The organism is Kitasatospora sp. NPDC006697 (genome assembly GCF_042869935.1).
In the GTDB taxonomy this organism is placed as follows: domain Bacteria; phylum Actinomycetota; class Actinomycetes; order Streptomycetales; family Streptomycetaceae; genus Kitasatospora.
On record NZ_JBIAGU010000059.1, the window covers coordinates 1 to 18010 of the forward strand.

Annotated in this window: 2 protein-coding genes; both read left to right on the forward strand. The window is 73.6% G+C overall.

All coding sequences use genetic code 11. The features are described from left to right. The first annotated feature begins 10 nt into the window (after positions 1–10). Positions 11–7069, forward strand: coding sequence for an amino acid adenylation domain-containing protein (locus ACFYNO_RS40705; protein ID WP_388023717.1), 7059 nt, complete (start codon positions 11–13; stop codon positions 7067–7069). Beyond that, positions 7069–18010 (forward strand): amino acid adenylation domain-containing protein (locus ACFYNO_RS40710; protein WP_388023720.1); only part of this gene is annotated, 10942 nt, incomplete at its 3' end. The genes ACFYNO_RS40705 and ACFYNO_RS40710, both read left to right, overlap by 1 nt.

The following is an 18010-nucleotide window of genomic DNA, read 5'->3' on the forward strand; positions in this document are numbered from 1 at the left end:
GGTGGAGGCCGTGCTGGCGGGTCACCCGCTGGTGGCGCAGGCGGCGGTGGTGGCGCGTGAGGACGTGCCGGGCGACAAGCGCCTGGTCGGCTACGTGGTCCCCGCCGACGGTGCCTCGGCCGAACAACTCCCGCTGCTGCTCGCCGGGTTCGCCGCCGAGCGGATGCCCGCGCACATGGTCCCGTCCGCCGTCGTGGTGCTCGGTGCGCTGCCGCTGAACACCAACGGCAAGCTGGACCGCAAGGCCCTGCCCGCCCCGGAGTACGGGACGGCGACGGCCGGCGGCCGGGCACCGGAGACGGTGCAGGAGGAGATCCTCTGCCGGGTCTTCGCCGAGGTGCTGGGCCTGCCTTCGGTGGGCGTGGACGACAACTTCTTCCAGCTCGGCGGGCATTCGCTGCTCGCGGTCTCGCTGGTCGAGCGCCTGCGGGTGCGCGGCCTGCCGGTCTCGGTGCGGGCGCTGTTCGCCTCGCCGACCCCGGCCGGGCTGTCCGCGGCCGGCGGTGTGGGCGAGGTGGTGGTGCCGCCGAACCTGATCCCGGCCGGCGCCACCGAGATCACCCCGGAGATGCTGACCCTGGTCGAGCTGACGGCCGCCGAGATCGCCGAGGTGGTCGCCGTCGCGGGCGGCGCCGCCAACGTGGTGGACGTCTACCCGCTGGCCCCCCTCCAGGAGGGCATCTTCTTCCACAACCTGGCTGCCGGCGACGGCTCCGGGGACGCCTACCTGCTGCCCTCGGTGCTCGGCTTCGACTCCCGGGAGCGGATGGACGCGTTCGTCGCGGCCGTCCAGCGGGTGGTGGACCGGCACGACATCCTGCGCTCGGCGGTGGCCTGGCGCGGGCTCCCTGAGCCGGTGCAGGTGGTCTGCCGACAGGCGGTCATCCCGGTCACCGAGGTCCGACTGGCCGAGGGCGAGGACGTGGTGGCCGGGCTGCTGGCCGCCGCCGACCCGGTGATGGACCTGAGCCGGCCCCCGCTGCTGCGGGTCCACCAGGCCCAGGAGCCGGCCACCGGCCGCTGGTACGCGCTGGTGCAGGTGCACCACCTGGTGCAGGACCACACCGCACTGGAGGTGATGCTGACCGAGGTCGGCGCCTTCCTGGCCGGCACCGAGGAGAAGCTGCCGGAGCCGCTGCCGTTCCGCGACTTCGTCGCGCAGGCCCGGCTCGGCGTCTCCCGCGAGGAGCACCTGGCCTTCTTCACGGGCCTGCTGGGCGATGTCACCGAGCCGACCGCCCCGTTCGGGGTGCTGGACGTGCACGGCGACGGCGAGGCCGCCGTCGAGGCCTGGCTGCCGGTCGAACCGGAGCTGGCCGCCAGGGTGAAGGCGGCGGCCCGCGACCTGGGTGTCAGTGCCGCCACGCTCTTCCACCTGGTCTACGCCCGGGTGCTGGCAGCCGTCTCCGGCCGGCAGGACGTGGTGTTCGGGACGGTGCTGTTCGGCCGGATGCAGGGCGGCGCGGGCGCCGACCGGGTGCCCGGGCTCTTCATCAACACCCTGCCGATGCGGGTCGACACCGGTGCCCACTCGGTGGCCGAGGGCGTCCGGGCGGTGCAGAACGAGCTGGCCGACCTGCTGGTGCACGAGCACGCGCCGCTGGCCCTGGCCCAGCGGGTGGCCGGACTGCCCGCCCAGGCACCGCTGTTCACCGCGCTCTTCAACTACCGGCACAACCCGGTGAAGGAGGACGCGAGCGAGGACCCGTTCCGCGACATCGAGATCCTGCTCCGCGAGGAGCGCACCAACTACCCGCTGGTCGTCTCGCTGAACGACGCCGAGACCGGCTACAGCTTCACCGTCCAGGCGGTGGCGCCGATCGACGCGGCCGGGATCGGCGCGATGCTGCACGCAGCGACCGAGAGCCTGGTCGAGGCGCTGGAGACGGACCCCGCGGCCCGGCTCGGCGGCCTGCCGGTGCTGGACGAGGCCGAGCGCCGCCGGCTGCTCACCGAGTGGAACGACACGGCGGTCGAGCTGCCCGAGGTCACGGTGCCGGAGCTGTTCGCGGCCCAGGCGGCCCGGACGCCCGACGCGGTGGCGGTCACCGGCGACGGCGTCGAGCTGGGCTACGGCGAGCTGGACGCCCGGTCGAACCGGCTGGCCCGGCTGCTGGCCGAGCACGGCGTCGGCCCGGAGTCGGTGGTCGCGGTGGTGCTGGAGCGCTCGGCCGAGGCGGTGGTGGCCATGCTGGCCGTGCTCAAGGCCGGCGCCGCCTACCTGCCGGTGGACCCGGCCTACCCGGCCGAGCGGGTCGGCTACCTGTTCGAGGACGCCGCGCCGGCGGCCGCGCTCTGCACGGCGGACACCCGGCACCTGCTGCCGGCGGACGCCACGGCCCCGGTGATGGTGCTCGACGAGCCCCGCACCCGGGACCGGCTGACCGGCTTCGACGAGGCCCCCCTGGCCGTCCGGCCGCGCGCGGACCACCCGTCGTACGTGATCTACACCTCGGGCTCCACCGGCCGGCCCAAGGGCGTCGTCGTCACCCACGGCGGCTTCGCCAACTACGTGCTCTGGGCGGCCCGGGCCTACGGGATGGACGGCACCCAGGGCGCCCCGCTGCACTCCTCGCTGGCCTTCGACCTGACCGTGACCAGCGTCTTCCTGCCGCTGGTCACCGGCTCGGCCGTGACGGTCAGCCGGGCGGGCGGTGCCGAGGGGCTGGCCGCGCTGGTCCAGCAGGGCTCCGCCTTCGGGCTGATGAAGCTGGTGCCCGGCCACCTGCCGCTGCTCGGCGAGCTGGTGCCGGCGCCCGGCCTGACCGGTGTGACCCGCCGGGCCGTGGTCGGCGGCGAGGCGCTGGCCGGGTCGGACGTGCGGGCCTGGCTGGAGCGGGTGCCCGGCTCGGTGGTGGTCAACGAGTACGGGCCGACCGAGACGGTGGTCGGGTGCTGCGTCTTCGAGGTGTCGGCCGGCCAGCCGGTCGGCGACTCGGTGCCGATCGGCCGGCCGATCGCCAACACCCGGCTCTACGTGCTGGACGAGCACCTGCAGCCGGCCCCGGTGGGCGTGCTCGGCGAGCTCTACATCGCCGGTGCCGGCCTGGCCCGGGGCTACCTGGGCCGGCCCGGGCTGACCGCGGAGCGCTTCACGGCCTCGCCGTTCGCGGCGGGCGAGCGCCTCTACCGCACCGGCGACCTGGTCCGGTGGAACGCCGACGGCCAGCTGGAGTACGCCGGCCGGGTCGACGAGCAGGTGAAGATCCGCGGCTTCCGGATCGAGCCCGGCGAGGTGCAGGCCGTGCTGGCCGCGCACCCGCGGGTCGCCCAGGCCGCGGTGGTGGCCCGCGAGGACCTGCCGGGCGACAAGCGCCTGGTCGCCTACGTGGTCCCGGCCGAGGGCCAGTCGGACGGTGAACTCCCCGGCGTCCTGGCCGGGTTCGCCGCCGAGCGGCTGCCCGCGCACCTGGTGCCGTCCGCCGTGGTGGTGCTGGAGGCGCTGCCGCTCACCGTCAACGGCAAGCTGGACCGCCGCGCCCTGCCGGCCCCCGACTACGGGACGGCGGCCGGCGGCCGGGCACCGGAGACGGTGCAGGAGGAGATCATCTGCCGCGCCTTCGCCGAGGTGCTGGGCCTGCCCGCGGTCGGCATGGACGACAACTTCTTCCAGATCGGCGGGCATTCACTGCTCGCGGTCTCGCTGGTGGAGAAGCTGCGGGTGCGCGGGGTGCCGGTCTCGGTCCGCGCGCTGCTGACCTCGCCGACCCCGGCCGGGCTGGCGGCCAACGGTGGCACCGGCGAGGTGGTGGTGCCGCCGAACCTGATCCCGGCGGACGCGGTGGCCATCACCCCGGAGATGCTGACCCTGGTCGAGCTGACCGAGGACGAGATCGAGCAGGTGGTCGCCGTCGCGGGCGGCGCCGCCAACGTGGCGGACGTCTACCCGCTGGCGCCACTGCAGGAGGGCATCTTCTTCCACCACCTGCTGGCCGCCGAGAGCGGGGACGACGTGTACGTCCAGCCCTCGGTGCTCGGCTTCGACTCCCGGGACCGGCTGGACGCCTTCCTGGCGGCCTTCCAGCAGGTGGTCGACCGGCACGACATCCTGCGCACGGCGGTCGCCTGGCAGGGCCTGACCGAGCCGGTCCAGGTGGTCTGCCGGCGGGCCGCGGTGCCGGTCCTCCCGGTGGCGGTCGAGCCCGGCGGCACGGCGGTGGCCGCGCTGCGGGCCGCGGCCGACCCGGTGATGGACCTCGCCACCGCGCCGCTGGTGCGGGTCTACCAGGCGCAGGAGCCGGCCACCGGCCGCTGGTACGCGCTGGTGCAGGTGCACCACCTGGTGCAGGACCACACCGCGCTGGAGGTGATGCTCGCCGAGATCGGGGCCTTCCTCTCCGGCGAGGCCGACCGGCTGCCCGAGCCGCTGCCGTTCCGCGACTTCGTCGCGCAGGCCCGGCTCGGCGTCTCCCGCGAGGAGCACGAGCGGTTCTTCGCCGGCCTGCTGGGCGACGTCACCGAGCCGACCGCGCCCTACGGGATGCTGGACGTGCACGGCGACGGCGCCGGCGCGGTCGACGCCCGGCTGATCCTGGACGGCGAGCTGTCCGAGCAGGTGAAGGCCGCCGCCCGCAGCCTGGGCGTCAGCGCCGCGACCCTGTTCCACCTGGTCTACGCCCGGGTGCTGGCGGCCGTCTCGGGCCGCACCGACGTGGTGTTCGGCACCGTGCTGTTCGGCCGGATGCAGGGCGGCGCGGGTGCCGACCGGGTGGCGGGGCTCTTCGTCAACACGCTGCCGATGCGGGTCGACGTCGGCCGCCACTCGGTGGCCGAGGCGGTCCGCGCCGTGCAGGGCGGCCTGGCCGACCTGCTGGTGCACGAGCACGCCCCGCTGGCGCTGGCCCAGCAGGCGGCCGGACTGCCGCCGCAGACCCCGCTGTTCACCTCGCTCTTCAACTACCGCCACACCCCCGAGACGGACCGGAACTCCGGCCGGGGCCTCGGCGAGATCGAGCTGATGCTGCACGAGGAGCGCACCAACTACCCGTTGGTGGTCTCGGTGGACGACACCGGTGCCGGCTTCGCGCTCACCGTGCAGGCGGTCGCCCCGATCGACCCGCAGGAGCTGTGCACGATGCTCCGCACCACCACCGAGCGGCTGCTCGCCGCGCTGGCGGAGGACTCGGCGCGGCCGCTCGGCTCGGTGGGTGTGTTGGGTGAGGTGGAGTTGCGGCGGGTGGTGTCGGAGTGGAACGACACGGCGGTGGAGTTGCCTGTGGTGACGGTGCCGGGGTTGTTCGCGGCGCGGGTGTCGGAGGCGCCGGATGCGGTGGCGCTGGTGTGTGACGGGGTGGTGGTGAGTTACGGGGAGTTGGATGAGCGGGCGAATCGGTTGGCGCGGTTGCTGGTGGCTTCGGGGGTTGGTACGGAGTCGGTGGTGGCGGTGGCGATGGGTCGTTCGGTGGAGTTGGTGGTGGCGTTCTTGGCGGTGTGGAAGGCGGGGGGTGCGTATCTGCCGTTGGATCTGTCGTATCCGGCGGAGCGGTTGGAGTATGTGTTCGCTGATGCGGCGCCGGTGGTGGTGGTGTGTACGGGTGTGACGCGGGGGGCGGTGCCGGGTGGGTGTGAGGTGCTGGTGGTGGATGAGCCGGCGGTGGTGGAGCGGTTGGCCGCCTACTCCGATGAGCCTTTCCTGCGGGCGGGGTTGTTGCCGGCGCATCCGGCGTACGTGATGTACACCTCGGGTTCGACGGGGTTGCCGAAGGGTGTGGTGGCGACTCAGCGGGATGTCGTGGAGCTGGTGTCGGACCGGTCCTGGGGTGTGGGTGCGGGTGCGCGGGTGTTGTTCCACGCGCCGCATGCGTTCGATGCCTCGACCTACGAGCTGTGGGCGCCGCTGGCCGCCGGCGGCACGGTGGTCACGGCCTCGGCGATCCGGCTGGACGGCGCGGCGGTCCGGGCGCTGGTGGGCGACCTCCAGCTGACGCACCTGCACGTGACGGCCGGTCTGCTCCGGATGCTGGCGGAGGACGACCCGGGCTGCTTCACCGGTCTGCGCGAGGTGCTGACGGGTGGTGACGTGGTGCCGGCCGCCGCCGTGCGGCGGGTGCTGCAGGCCTGCAAGGGCCTGACGGTCCGTCATCTCTACGGGCCCACCGAGATCACCCTGAACGCGAGCCGGCATCTGGTGGTCTCGCCCGAGGGGGTGGGCGACCCGCTGCCGATCGGCCGGCCGATGGACAACACCCGGCTGCTGGTGCTCGACGAGTTCCTGCTGCCCGTTCCGGTGGGCGTGGCAGGTGAGTTGTACGTCGCGGGCGCCGGTCTGGCCCGTGGCTACCTGGGCCGGTCGGCGCTGACGGCAGAGCGGTTCGTCGCTTGCCCATTCGGAGCCGGGGATGGGCCCCTCCTGCCCGCTGGCGGGCAAGGAGGGAGGATGTACCGCACGGGTGATTTGGTGCGGTGGAACGCCGAGGGCGAGCTGGTCTTCGCCGGCCGGGCGGACGAGCAGGTGAAGATCCGCGGCTTCCGCGTCGAGCCGGGCGAGATCGAGGCGGTGCTCGCCGGGGCCGAACAGGTCGGCCAGGTCGTGGTGGTGGCCCGCGAGGACGTGCCCGGCGACAAGCGCCTGGTCGCCTACGTGGTCCCCGCCGAGGGCATCGATCCGGCCGGACTGGCCGAGCCGGTGGGCGAGTTCGCCGCTGAACGGCTGCCGGCGTTCATGGTGCCGGCCGCGCTGGTGGTGCTGGAGGCGCTGCCGCTCACCGTCAACGGCAAGGTGGACCGCAAGGCCCTGCCCGCGCCGGACTATGCGGCGGGCGCGGCGGCCGGACGGGAGCCGTCCACCCCGCAGGAGGTGGCGCTCTGCCGGATCTTCGCCGAGGTGCTGGGCCTGGCCACGGTCGGGGTGGACGACAGCTTCTTCAAGCTGGGTGGCCACTCGCTGCTGGCCACCCGGCTGGTGAACCGGGTGCGCGCGGTGATGGGTACGGATGTGCCGCTCAAGGTGCTCTTCGAGGCGCCGACGGTGGCGGGGCTGGCAGGCCGACTGGGCGGTCAGTCGCAGGTTGGACAGCAGAAGGCCAGGCCCGCGTTGCGGCCGATGCGCCGTCAGCAGGAGGAGAACTGATGTTTCCGTTGTCATTCGCGCAGCGCCGCCTGTGGTTCCTGGCCCAGCTGGAGGGCCCGAGCGCCGCGTACAACATCCCGTCCGTGCTGCGGCTGACCGGCGGGATCGACCTGCCGGCCCTGCGGGCCGCACTGCGGGATCTGCTGGGCCGGCACGAGGTGCTGCGCACCGTCTTCCCGACCGCGGACGGCGAGCCCTACCAGCAGATCCACCGACTGGCCGACCTCGAATGGGAGTTGGAGCACGTCCTGATCGGTGACGGCGACCTGCGCGCCGCCGTCGCCGGGGCGGCCGGCCACCGGTTCGACCTCGCCGCCGAAGTGCCTGTGCGGGCTTGGCTGTTCGAGGTGTCGCCGGTCGAGCACGTGCTGGTGGTGGTGGTGCACCACATCGCCGGTGACGGGTGGTCGATGGGGCCGCTGGCCCGTGACGTCTCGGCCGCGTACGCGGCCCGGAGTGCGGGCCGGGTGCCGGAGTGGGAGCCGCTGCCGGTGCAGTACGCGGACTATGCGCTCTGGCAGCGGGAGCTGCTGGGCGACGGGGACGATCCGGAGAGTCTGCTGTCGCAGCAGGTCGGGTACTGGCGCGGGGCGTTGGCGGGGGTGCCGGAGGAGCTGGAGCTGCCGACGGACCGGGTCCGCCCGGCCGTCTCCAGCCACCTCGGCCACCGGGCCGGGCTTCAGCTCTCCGCGGCGGTGCACGCCCGGCTGGTGGAGCTCGCGCAGCGGCAGAACGTGACGCTGTTCATGGTCTGCCAGGCCGCGCTGGCGATGCTGCTCTCCCGGCTCGGCGCGGGCACCGACATCCCGATCGGCTCCGCGATCTCGGGCCGGGTCGACGAAGGGCTGGATGAGCTGGTCGGCTGCTTCGTCAACAGCCTGGTGATCCGCACCGACCTGTCCGGCGACCCGGAGTTCATCGAGGTGCTGGACCGGGTGCGGCTGGCCGGGCTGGAGGCCTTCGCGCACCAGGACGTGCCGTTCGACCGGCTGGTGGAGGAGCTGGCGCCGTCCCGCTCGCTCTCCCGGCACCCGCTCTTCCAGGTGATGCTGACCGTCCAGAACAACGCCGAGGCCAAGCTCGACCTGGGCGGCACGCAGATCGGCGGCCCGGCCGCCGAGGGCTCCGCCGACTCCGGCGGGCCGGCGGCCCGGCTCGCGCCCCGCACCACCGTCTTCGACCTCGACGTCATCGTGGAGGAGGCCTTCGACTCGGGTGCCCCCGCCGGTATCCGCGGTTCGGTGATGGTTGCGGCGGACCTGTTCGACGAACCGGCCGCCGAGGTGCTCGCCGCGCGCCTGGCCCGGGTGCTGGAGACCGTGGCGGCCGACCCGGCCGTCCGGCTCGGTGCGTTGGATGTGTTGGGTGGGGAGGAGCGTCGGCGGGTCGTTGCGGAGTGGAATGACACGGCGGTTGCGGTGTCGGGTGGTTCGGTGCCGGAGTTGTTCGCGGCGCAGGTGGTGCGGTCGCCGGAGGCGGTGGCTGTGGTGTGTGGTGGGGTGGCGCTGTCGTACCGGGAGTTGGATGCGCGGGCGAATCGGTTGGCGCGGTTCCTGGTGGGGCGGGGTGTGGGTGCGGAGCGGGTGGTCGGGTTGGTGTTCGACCGGTCGGTGGAGATGGTCGTTGCTCTGTTGGCGGTGTGGAAGGCGGGGGGTGCGTATCTGCCGGTGGATCCGGGGTATCCGGCGGACCGGATCGAGTACGTCCTCGCGGACGGCGGCGCGGCGCTGGTCCTCGGCCAGCAGGCGCGGCTCGCCGAACTGCCGGCGCTGGTGGTCGAGACGGTCGCCGTGGACGAGCCCGCCGTGGCGGCGGAGATCGCGGCCTGCGGGGCGTCGGCCCCGGAGGTGTCGGTGGCTCCCGAGGATCTGGCGTATGTGATCTACACGTCGGGGTCGACGGGGTTGCCGAAGGGTGTGGCGTTGGGCCATGGGGGTCTGGTGAACCTGGTGGCGGCGTTGGGTCCGCTGTTCGGGGTTGGTGCCGGGGTGGGGGTGTTGCAGTTCGCCTCGTTCAGTTTCGATGCGTCGGTGCTGGATGTGGCGGTGTCGCTGGTGTCGGGGGCGCGGTTGGTGGTGGCGGATGCGCGGGAGCGTGCGGAGCCGGCGCTGCTGGCGGAGCTGGTGCGGGAGCAGGGTGTGGGGGTGGCCAGTGTGGTGCCTTCGCTGCTGGGTGTGCTGAGCCCGGAGGACCTGGCGGGTGTGGAGACACTGGTCGTGGGCGCGGAGCCGACGAGTGCGCAGTTGGCCCGGGCCTGGAGTGCGGGGCGTCGGTTGGTGAACACCTATGGTCCGACCGAGTCGACCGTGATGGTGACGGCGGGGGTGGTGGACCCGTCCGGTTCCTCGGTGCCGATCGGTGCGCCGATCGCCAACACCCGGATGTACGTGCTGGATGCGGAGCTCCAGCCGGTCCCTGTGGGAGTCGCTGGTGAGCTGTACGTTGCGGGCGCTGGTCTTGCGCGTGGTTATCTGGGTCGCACGGGGCTGACGGCGGAGCGGTTCGTCGCCTCGCCGTTCGGGGGCGCTGGTGAGCGGATGTACCGCACGGGCGACCGGGCGCGGTGGAACGCTGACGGTCAGCTGGTGTTCGCCGGCCGGGCGGACGAGCAGGTGAAGATCCGCGGTTTCCGGATCGAGCCGGGCGAGGTGGAGTCGGTGCTGGCCGCGCACGAGCGGGTGGCCCAGGCCGCGGTGGTGGCGCGTGCGGATGGCGCGGGTGAGCAGCGGCTGGTCGGCTACCTGGTTCCGGCCGGTGACGCCGATGGCCTGGTGGCGGAGCTGAGGGCCTTCGCGGCCGGCCGGCTGCCGGAGTTCATGGTGCCCTCCGCCTTCGTGGTGCTGGAGGCGCTGCCGCTCTCGCCCAACGGCAAGCTGGACCGCAAGGCCCTGCCCGCCCCCGAGTACACGGCGGGCGCCGCCGGCGGCCGGGCGCCGTCGACCCCGCAGGAGGAGGTGCTCTGCCGGGTCTTCGCCGAGGTGCTGGGACTGCCCTCGGTGACGGTGGACGACAACTTCTTCGAGTCGGGCGGCCACTCGCTGCTCGCCACCCGGCTGGTCAACCGGATCCGCGCCGAACTCGGCGTCGAGATCGCCCTGAAGACGCTCTTCGAGACGCCCACGGTGGCCGGCCTCGCCGCCGGCCTGGCCTCGGCCGCCGGTACCAGGACGGCCCTGACCGTCCGTCAGCGCCCCGAACTGCTGCCGCTCTCCTACGCCCAGCAGCGCCTCTGGTTCATCGGCCAGCTGGACGGCCCGAGCGCCGCCTACAACCTCCCCACCGCGCTGCGGCTCTCCGGCGGACTCGACAGCCGGGTGCTGGAGCAGGCCCTGCGCGATGTGCTGGGCCGGCACGAGGTGCTGCGCACCGTCTTCCCGACCGCGGACGGCGAACCCCACCAGCTCGTCCTGGCGCCCGAGGAGCTCGACTGGACCCTGCAGACCGTCGAGCTGCGCGGTGCCGACATCGCCGCGGCGGTGGACCGGGCGACCGGCCACTGCTTCGACCTGGCGGTGGAAGTGCCGGTGCGGGCTTGGCTGTTCGAGGTGTCGCCGGTCGAGCACGTGCTGGTGGTGGTGGTGCACCACATCGCCGGTGACGGGTGGTCGATGGGTCCGCTGGCCCGTGACGTCTCGGCCGCGTACGCGGCCCGGAGTGCGGGCCGGGTGCCGGAGTGGGAGCCGCTGCCGGTGCAGTACGCGGACTATGCGCTCTGGCAGCGGGAGCTGCTGGGCGACGGGGACGACCCGGAGAGCCTGCTGTCGCAGCAGGTCGGGTACTGGCGTGAGGCGTTGGCGGGGGTGCCGGAGGAGCTGGAGCTGCCGACGGACCGGGTCCGCCCGGCCGTCTCCAGCCACCTCGGCCACCGCACGCCGCTCGCCGTGCCGGCCGACCTGCACGCCCAGCTCGCCGAGCTGGCGCGCCGTCAGCAGGTCACGCTCTTCATGGTCTGCCAGGCGGCGCTGGCGATGCTGCTCTCCCGGCTCGGCGCGGGCACCGACATCCCGATCGGCTCGGCCGTGGCCGGGCGCACCGACCAGGCGCTGGACGAACTCGTCGGGCTCTTCGTCAACACCCTGGTGCTGCGCACCGACCTGTCCGGCGACCCGGAGTTCATCGAGGTGCTGGACCGGGTGCGGTTGGCCGGGCTGGAGGCCTTCGCGCACCAGGACGTGCCCTTCGACCGGCTGGTGGAGGAGCTGGCGCCGTCCCGCTCGCTCTCCCGGCACCCGCTCTTCCAGGTGATGCTCACCCTCCAGAACACCGAGGAGGAGGAACTGGACCTGGCCGACACCAGGATCGGCGGCGTCGCCGTCGAGGCCGCGATCGCCAAGTTCGACCTGGACGTGGTGCTGGAGGAGTCGTTCACCCGCGGTGCGCCGGCGGGCCTGCGCGGTTCGGTGATGGTCTCGGCGGACCTGTTCGACGAGTCGGCCGCCGTGGAACTCGCCGAGCGGTTCGGGCGGGTGCTGGCGGCGGTGGTCGCCGACCCGGCCGTGCGGTTGAGCGCGTTGGATGTGTTGGGTGGGGAGGAGCGTCGGCGGGTCGTTGCGGAGTGGAATGACACGGCGGTTGCGGTGTCGGGTGGTTCGGTGCCGGAGTTGTTCGCGGCGCAGGTGGTGCGGTCGCCGGAGGCGGTGGCTGTGGTGTGTGGTGGGGTGGCGCTGTCGTACCGGGAGTTGGATGCGCGGGCGAATCGGTTGGCGCGGTTCCTGGTGGGGCGGGGTGTGGGTGCGGAGCGGGTGGTCGGGTTGGTGTTCGACCGGTCGGTGGAGATGGTGGTGGCCTTGTTGGCGGTGTGGAAGGCGGGGGGTGCGTATCTGCCGGTGGATCCGGGGTATCCGGCGGACCGGATCGAGTACGTCCTCTCGGACGGCGGCGCGGCGCTGGTCCTCGGCCAGCAGGCGCGGCTCGCCGAACTGCCGGCGCTGACCGTCCCGTCGATCGCGGTCGACGAGCCGCTGACGGCCGCCGACATCGCCGCCCGGGCCGCCACCGCCCTGCCCACCCTGCCGAGTTCGGAGGATCTGGCGTATGTGATCTACACGTCGGGGTCGACGGGGTTGCCGAAGGGTGTGGCGTTGGGCCATGGGGGTCTGGTGAACCTGGTGGCGGCGTTGGGTCCGCTGTTCGGGGTTGGTGCCGGGGTGGGGGTGTTGCAGTTCGCCTCGTTCAGTTTCGATGCGTCGGTGCTGGATGTGGCGGTGTCGCTGGTGTCGGGGGCGCGGTTGGTGGTGGCGGATGCGCGGGAGCGTGCGGAGCCGGCGCTGCTGGCGGAGTTGGTGCGGGAGCAGGGTGTGGGGGTGGCCAGTGTGGTGCCTTCGCTGCTGGGTGTGCTGAGCCCGGAGGACCTGGCGGGTGTGGAGACACTGGTGGTCGGTGCGGAGCCGACGAGTGTGCAGCTGGCCCGGGCCTGGAGTGCGGGGCGTCGGTTGGTGAACACCTATGGTCCGACCGAGTCGACCGTGATGGTGACGGCGGGGGTGGTGGACCCGTCCGGTTCCTCGGTGCCGATCGGTGCGCCGATCGCCAACACCCGGATGTACGTGCTCGACGAGAACCTGCAGCCCGTGCCGACCGGCGTGGCCGGCGAGCTGTACGTCTCGGGCGCGGGCCTGGCCCGCGGCTACCTCGGCCGGTTCGGCCTGACGGCGGAGCGGTTCGTCGCCTCGCCGTTCGGCGGTCCGGGTGAGCGGATGTACCGCACGGGCGACCGGGCGCGGTGGAACGCTGACGGCCAGCTGGTGTTCGCCGGACGGGCGGACGAGCAGGTGAAGATCCGCGGTTTCCGGATCGAGCCGGGCGAGGTGGAGTCGGTGCTGGCCGCGCACGAGCGGGTGGCCCAGGCCGCGGTGGTGGCGCGTGCGGATGGCGCGGGTGAGCAGCGGCTGGTCGGCTACCTGGTTCCGGCCGGTGACGCCGATGGCCTGGTGGCCGAGCTGAGGGCCTTCGCGGCCGGCCGGCTGCCGGAGTTCATGGTGCCCTCCGCCTTCGTGGTGCTGGAGGCGCTGCCGCTCTCGCCCAACGGCAAGCTGGACCGCAAGGCCCTGCCCGCCCCCGAGCACTCGGCGGGCCGAGCGGCCGCCACCGCCCAGGAGGCCCTGCTCTGCGGCCTGTTCGCCGAGGTGCTGGGCCTGTCGGCGGTGGGCGTGGACGACGACTTCTTCGATTCGGGCGGCCACTCGCTGCTCGCCACCCGGCTGGTCAACCGCATCCGCGCCGAACTCGGCGTCGAGATCGCCCTGAAGACGCTCTTCGAGACGCCCACGGTGGCCGGCCTCGCCGCCGGCCTGCCCTCGGCCGCGGCTGCCCGCAACGAACTGACTGTGCGTCAGCGGCCGGAACTCGTGCCGCTCTCCTACGCCCAGCAGCGCCTCTGGTTCATCGGCCAGTTGGAGGGGACGAGCGCCACCTACAACATCCCGACCGCCATCCGGCTCTCCGGCGGCGTCGACCTGCTGGCCCTGGAGCAGGCGCTGCGCGACGTGCTGGGCCGGCACGAGGTGCTGCGCACCGTCTTCCCGACCGTGGGCGGCGAGCCCCACCAGCTGGTGCTGGCCCCGGAGCAGCTCTCCTGGCGCCTGGAGAGCGTCGACGTCAGCGACTTCGCCCCCGACGACCTGGTGGCGGCGCTGGCGGCGGCGGCCGGCTACAAGTTCGACCTGGCGGTCGAAGTGCCGGTGCGCGCCTGGCTGTTCGAGGAGTCCACGGACGAGCACGTGCTGGTCCTGGTGGTGCACCACATCGCGGGTGACGGCTGGTCGATGGCCCCGCTCGGGCGCGATGTGTCGACCGCCTACGCGGCCCGCACCGAGGGCCGGGCGCCGGAGTGGGCGCCGCTGCCGGTGCAGTACGCGGATTACGCGCTCTGGCAGCGCGAGCTGCTGGGCGACGCGGCGGATCCGCAGAGCCTGCTGGCCCGTCAACTCGCCTACTGGCGCGCGGCCCTGGCCGGCGCGCCGGAGGAGCTGGAGCTGCCCGTCGACCACCCGCGGCCGGCCACGGCCTCGCACCTCGGCCACGGCGCCGCCCTGTCGGTGCCCGCCGAGGTGCACGCCCGCCTCGCCGAGCTGGCCCGGCAGCAGGGCGTGACCCTCTTCATGGTGCTGCAGGGCGCCCTCGCGGTGCTGCTCTCGCGGCTCGGCGCGGGCAGCGACATCCCGATCGGCTCGGCGGTGGCCGGGCGCACCGACCAGGCGCTGGACGAGCTGGTCGGGTTCTTCGTCAACACCCTGGTCTTCCGCACCGACCTGTCCGGCGACCCGGAGTTCACCGAGGTGCTGGGCCGGGTCCGGGAGGCGGGCCTGGGCGCCTTCGCGCACCAGGACGTGCCGTTCGAGCGGCTGGTGGAGGAGCTGGCGCCGTCCCGCTCGTTCGCCCGGCACCCGCTCTTCCAGGTGGTGCTGACCCTGCAGAACACCGCGGAGGAGCGGCTGGACCTGGCGGACACCCGGGTCGGCGGGGTCGCCCTCGGCGACGCGATGTCCAAGTTCGACCTGGACGTGATCGTCGAGGAGGCCTTCCGGGACGGCGTCCCGGCGGGGATCCACGGCACGGTGGTGGTCGCGGCCGACCTGTTCGACGAGCCGGCCGCCACGATGTTCGCCGAGCGCTTCGCCCGGGTGCTGGCGCTGCTGGCCGGCGACCCCGGGCTGCGGCCGAGCGAGGTGGACGTGCTGGCCGGCGCCGAGCGGGCCCGGATCCTCACCGACTGGAGCGCGGCCGCCATCGAGGCGCCGGAGGACGCCGAGGGCGGCACGCTGGCCGAGCTGTTCGCCGCGCAGGTGGCCCGGACGCCGGAGGCGGTCGCGGTGGTCTGCGACGGCGCCGAGGTGACCTACGGCGAGCTGGACGCCCGGGCGAACCGGCTGGCCCGGCTGCTGGCCGAGTCGGGCGTCGGCCCGGAGTCGCTGGTCGCGGTGGTGCTGGAGCGCTCCGTCGAGCTGGTGGCGGCCCTGCTCGCGGTCTGGAAGGCCGGCGGCGCCTACCTGCCGGTGGACACCGCCTACCCGGCCGACCGGATCGAGTACCTGTTCGCCGACGCCGCGCCGGCGGCCGTGCTCTGCACGGCGGACACCCTGGCCCTGCTGCCGGCGGGCAGCACGGTGCCCGCGCTGGTGGTCGACGAGCCGGCGGTGGCCGAGCGGCTGGCCGGGCTCTCGGCCGCGCCGTTCGCCCACCCCGGGCTGCACCCGGCCAACCCGGCCTACGTGATCTACACCTCCGGTTCGACCGGCCGCCCCAAGGGCGTGGTGCTGCCGCACGCCAACGCGGTGGCGCTGTTCCGGCGCACCGCGCCGTGGTTCCGGTTCGGCGGGGAGGACGTGTGGACCTGGTTCCACTCGATCGCCTTCGACTTCTCGGTCTGGGAGCTGTGGGGCGCGCTGCTGCACGGCGGCCGGCTGGTCGTGGTGCCGTACGAGGTCTCCCGGTCGCCGCGCGACTTCCTCGACCTGCTGGTCCGGGAGCGGGTCACGGTGCTCAGCCAGACCCCCTCCGCCTTCTACCAGTTGATCCAGGCCGAGGCGGCCGACCCCGAGGCCGGGCGCGGACTGGCGCTGCGCACCGTGGTCTTCGGCGGTGAGGCGCTGGACTTCGAGCGGCTGGGCGAGTGGTACTCCCGGCACCCGGAGGACGCGCCGCAGCTGGTCAACATGTACGGCATCACCGAGACCACGGTGCACGTCACCTACCAGGCGCTGGACGCGGCCGGCGGTGACGGCGGCAGCGTGATCGGCCGCGCCATCCCCGGGCTGCGGGTCTACCTGCTCGACGAGTTCCTGCAGCCGGTCGCCCCCGGCGTGGTCGGCGAGATGTACGTGGCCGGCTACGGACCGGCCCGCGGCTACCTGGGCCGACCCGCGCTGACCGCCGAGCGGTTCCCGGCCTCGCCGTTCGGCGAGCCGGGGGAGCGGATGTACCGCACCGGTGACACCGCCCGGTGGAACGCCGAGGGCGAGCTGGTCTTCGCCGGCCGCGCGGACGAGCAGGTGAAGATCCGCGGCTTCCGGATCGAGCCCGGCGAGATCGAGGCGGTGCTTCTCGCCCACCCGCAGGTCGCCCAGACCGCCGTGCTGGCCCGCGAGGACGCGCCCGGCGACAAGCGCCTGGTCGCCTACGTGGTGCCGGCCGAGGGCGCACCCGCGGCGGAGCTGCCCGCGCTGCTGCGCGGCCACGCCGCCGAGCAGCTGCCCGAGCACATGGTGCCCGCGGCGGTGGTGGTGCTGGAGGCGCTGCCGCTGACCGTCAACGGCAAGCTCGACAAGCGGGCGCTGCCGGCGCCGGAGTACGGCGCGGCGGCGGGCCGCGGCCGAGGACCGTCCAGCGTGCAGGAGGAGATCCTCTGCCAGGTCTTCGCCGAGGTGCTGGGCCTGCCCGCGGTGGGCGTGGACGACAACTTCTTCCAGCTCGGCGGGCACTCGCTGCTCGCGGTCTCGCTGGTCGAGCAGCTGCGGCTGCGCGGCATCGCGGTGTCGGTGCGGGCGCTCTTCTCCTCGCCGACCCCGGCCGGCCTGGCGGCGGCGGGCGGCTTCGGCGAGGTGGTGGTGCCGCCGAACCTGATCCCGGCGGACGCCACCGAGATCACCCCGGAGATGCTGACCCTGGTCGAGCTGACCGAGGCCGAGATCGCCCGGGTGGTCGAGGTGGCGGGCGGTGCCGCCAACGTGGCGGACGTCTACCCGCTGGCCCCCCTCCAGGAGGGCATCTTCTTCCACACCCTGATGGCTGCCGAAGGCGGAGGCGATGTCTATGTCCAGCCGACCGTACTGGGGTTCGAGTCGCTGGAGCGGCTGGACGCGTTCGTCGCGGCTCTGCAGAAGGTGGTCGACCGTCACGACATCCTGCGCACGGCGATCGCCTGGCAGGGGCTTCCTGAGCCGGTGCAGGTGGTCTGCCGGCAGGTGACCGTCCCGTTCGTCCGGGTCGAACTGGCCGAGGGCGAGGACGTGGTGGCCGGACTGCTGGCGGCCGGCGCAGGGGTGCTCGACCTCGCCAAGGCCCCGCTGCTGCGGGTCTGGGCGGCGGCCGACCCGCAGGGCGGCGGCTGGACCGCCATGGTGCAGGTGCACCACCTGATCCAGGACCACACCGCGCTGGAGGTGATGCTGACCGAGGTCGGCGCCTTCCTGTCCGGCACCGAGGACGGGCTGGCCGAGCCGCTGCCGTTCCGCGACTTCGTCGCGCAGACCCGGCTCGGCGTCTCCCGCGAGGAGCACGAGGAGTTCTTCCGCGGGCTGCTGGGCGATGTGACCGAGCCGACCGCGCCGTTCGGCGTGCTGGACGTGCACGGTGACGGTGCCGACGCCGTGGAGGTGCTGCGGTCCCTGGACGGCGAGGTGGCCGAGCGGGTCCGGGCCACCGCCCGCCGGCTCGGTATGAGCGCGGCGACGCTCTTCCACCTGGTCTACGCCCGGGTGCTGGCGGCCGTCTCCGGCCGGCAGGACGTGGTGTTCGGGACGGTGCTGTTCGGCCGGATGCAGGGCGGTGCGGGCGCCGACCGGGTGCCCGGGCTCTTCATCAACACCCTGCCGATGCGGGTCGACATCGGCCGCCACACGGTGGCCGAGGCCGTCCGCGCCGTCCAGGGCGGTCTGGCCGACCTGCTGGTGCACGAGCACGCGCCGCTGGTGCTCGCCCAGCGGGCGGCCGGACTGCCGGCCCAGGCGCCGCTGTTCACCTCGCTCTTCAACTACCGCCACACCCCGGCGATGGCCGAGGAGACCGACGAGGGCTTCGGCGACATCCGCTTCGTCTTCAGCGAGGAGCGCACCAACTACCCGCTGCTGGTGTCGGTCAACGACTCCGGCACCGGCTTCAGCTTCGCCGTGCAGGCGGTCTCCCCGATCGATGCGGAGGCGGTCTGCGGGATGCTGGCGACGGTGACGGCGGAGTTGGTGGCGGCGCTGGAGGAGTCGCCGGAGGTGGCCTTCGGTTCGCTGG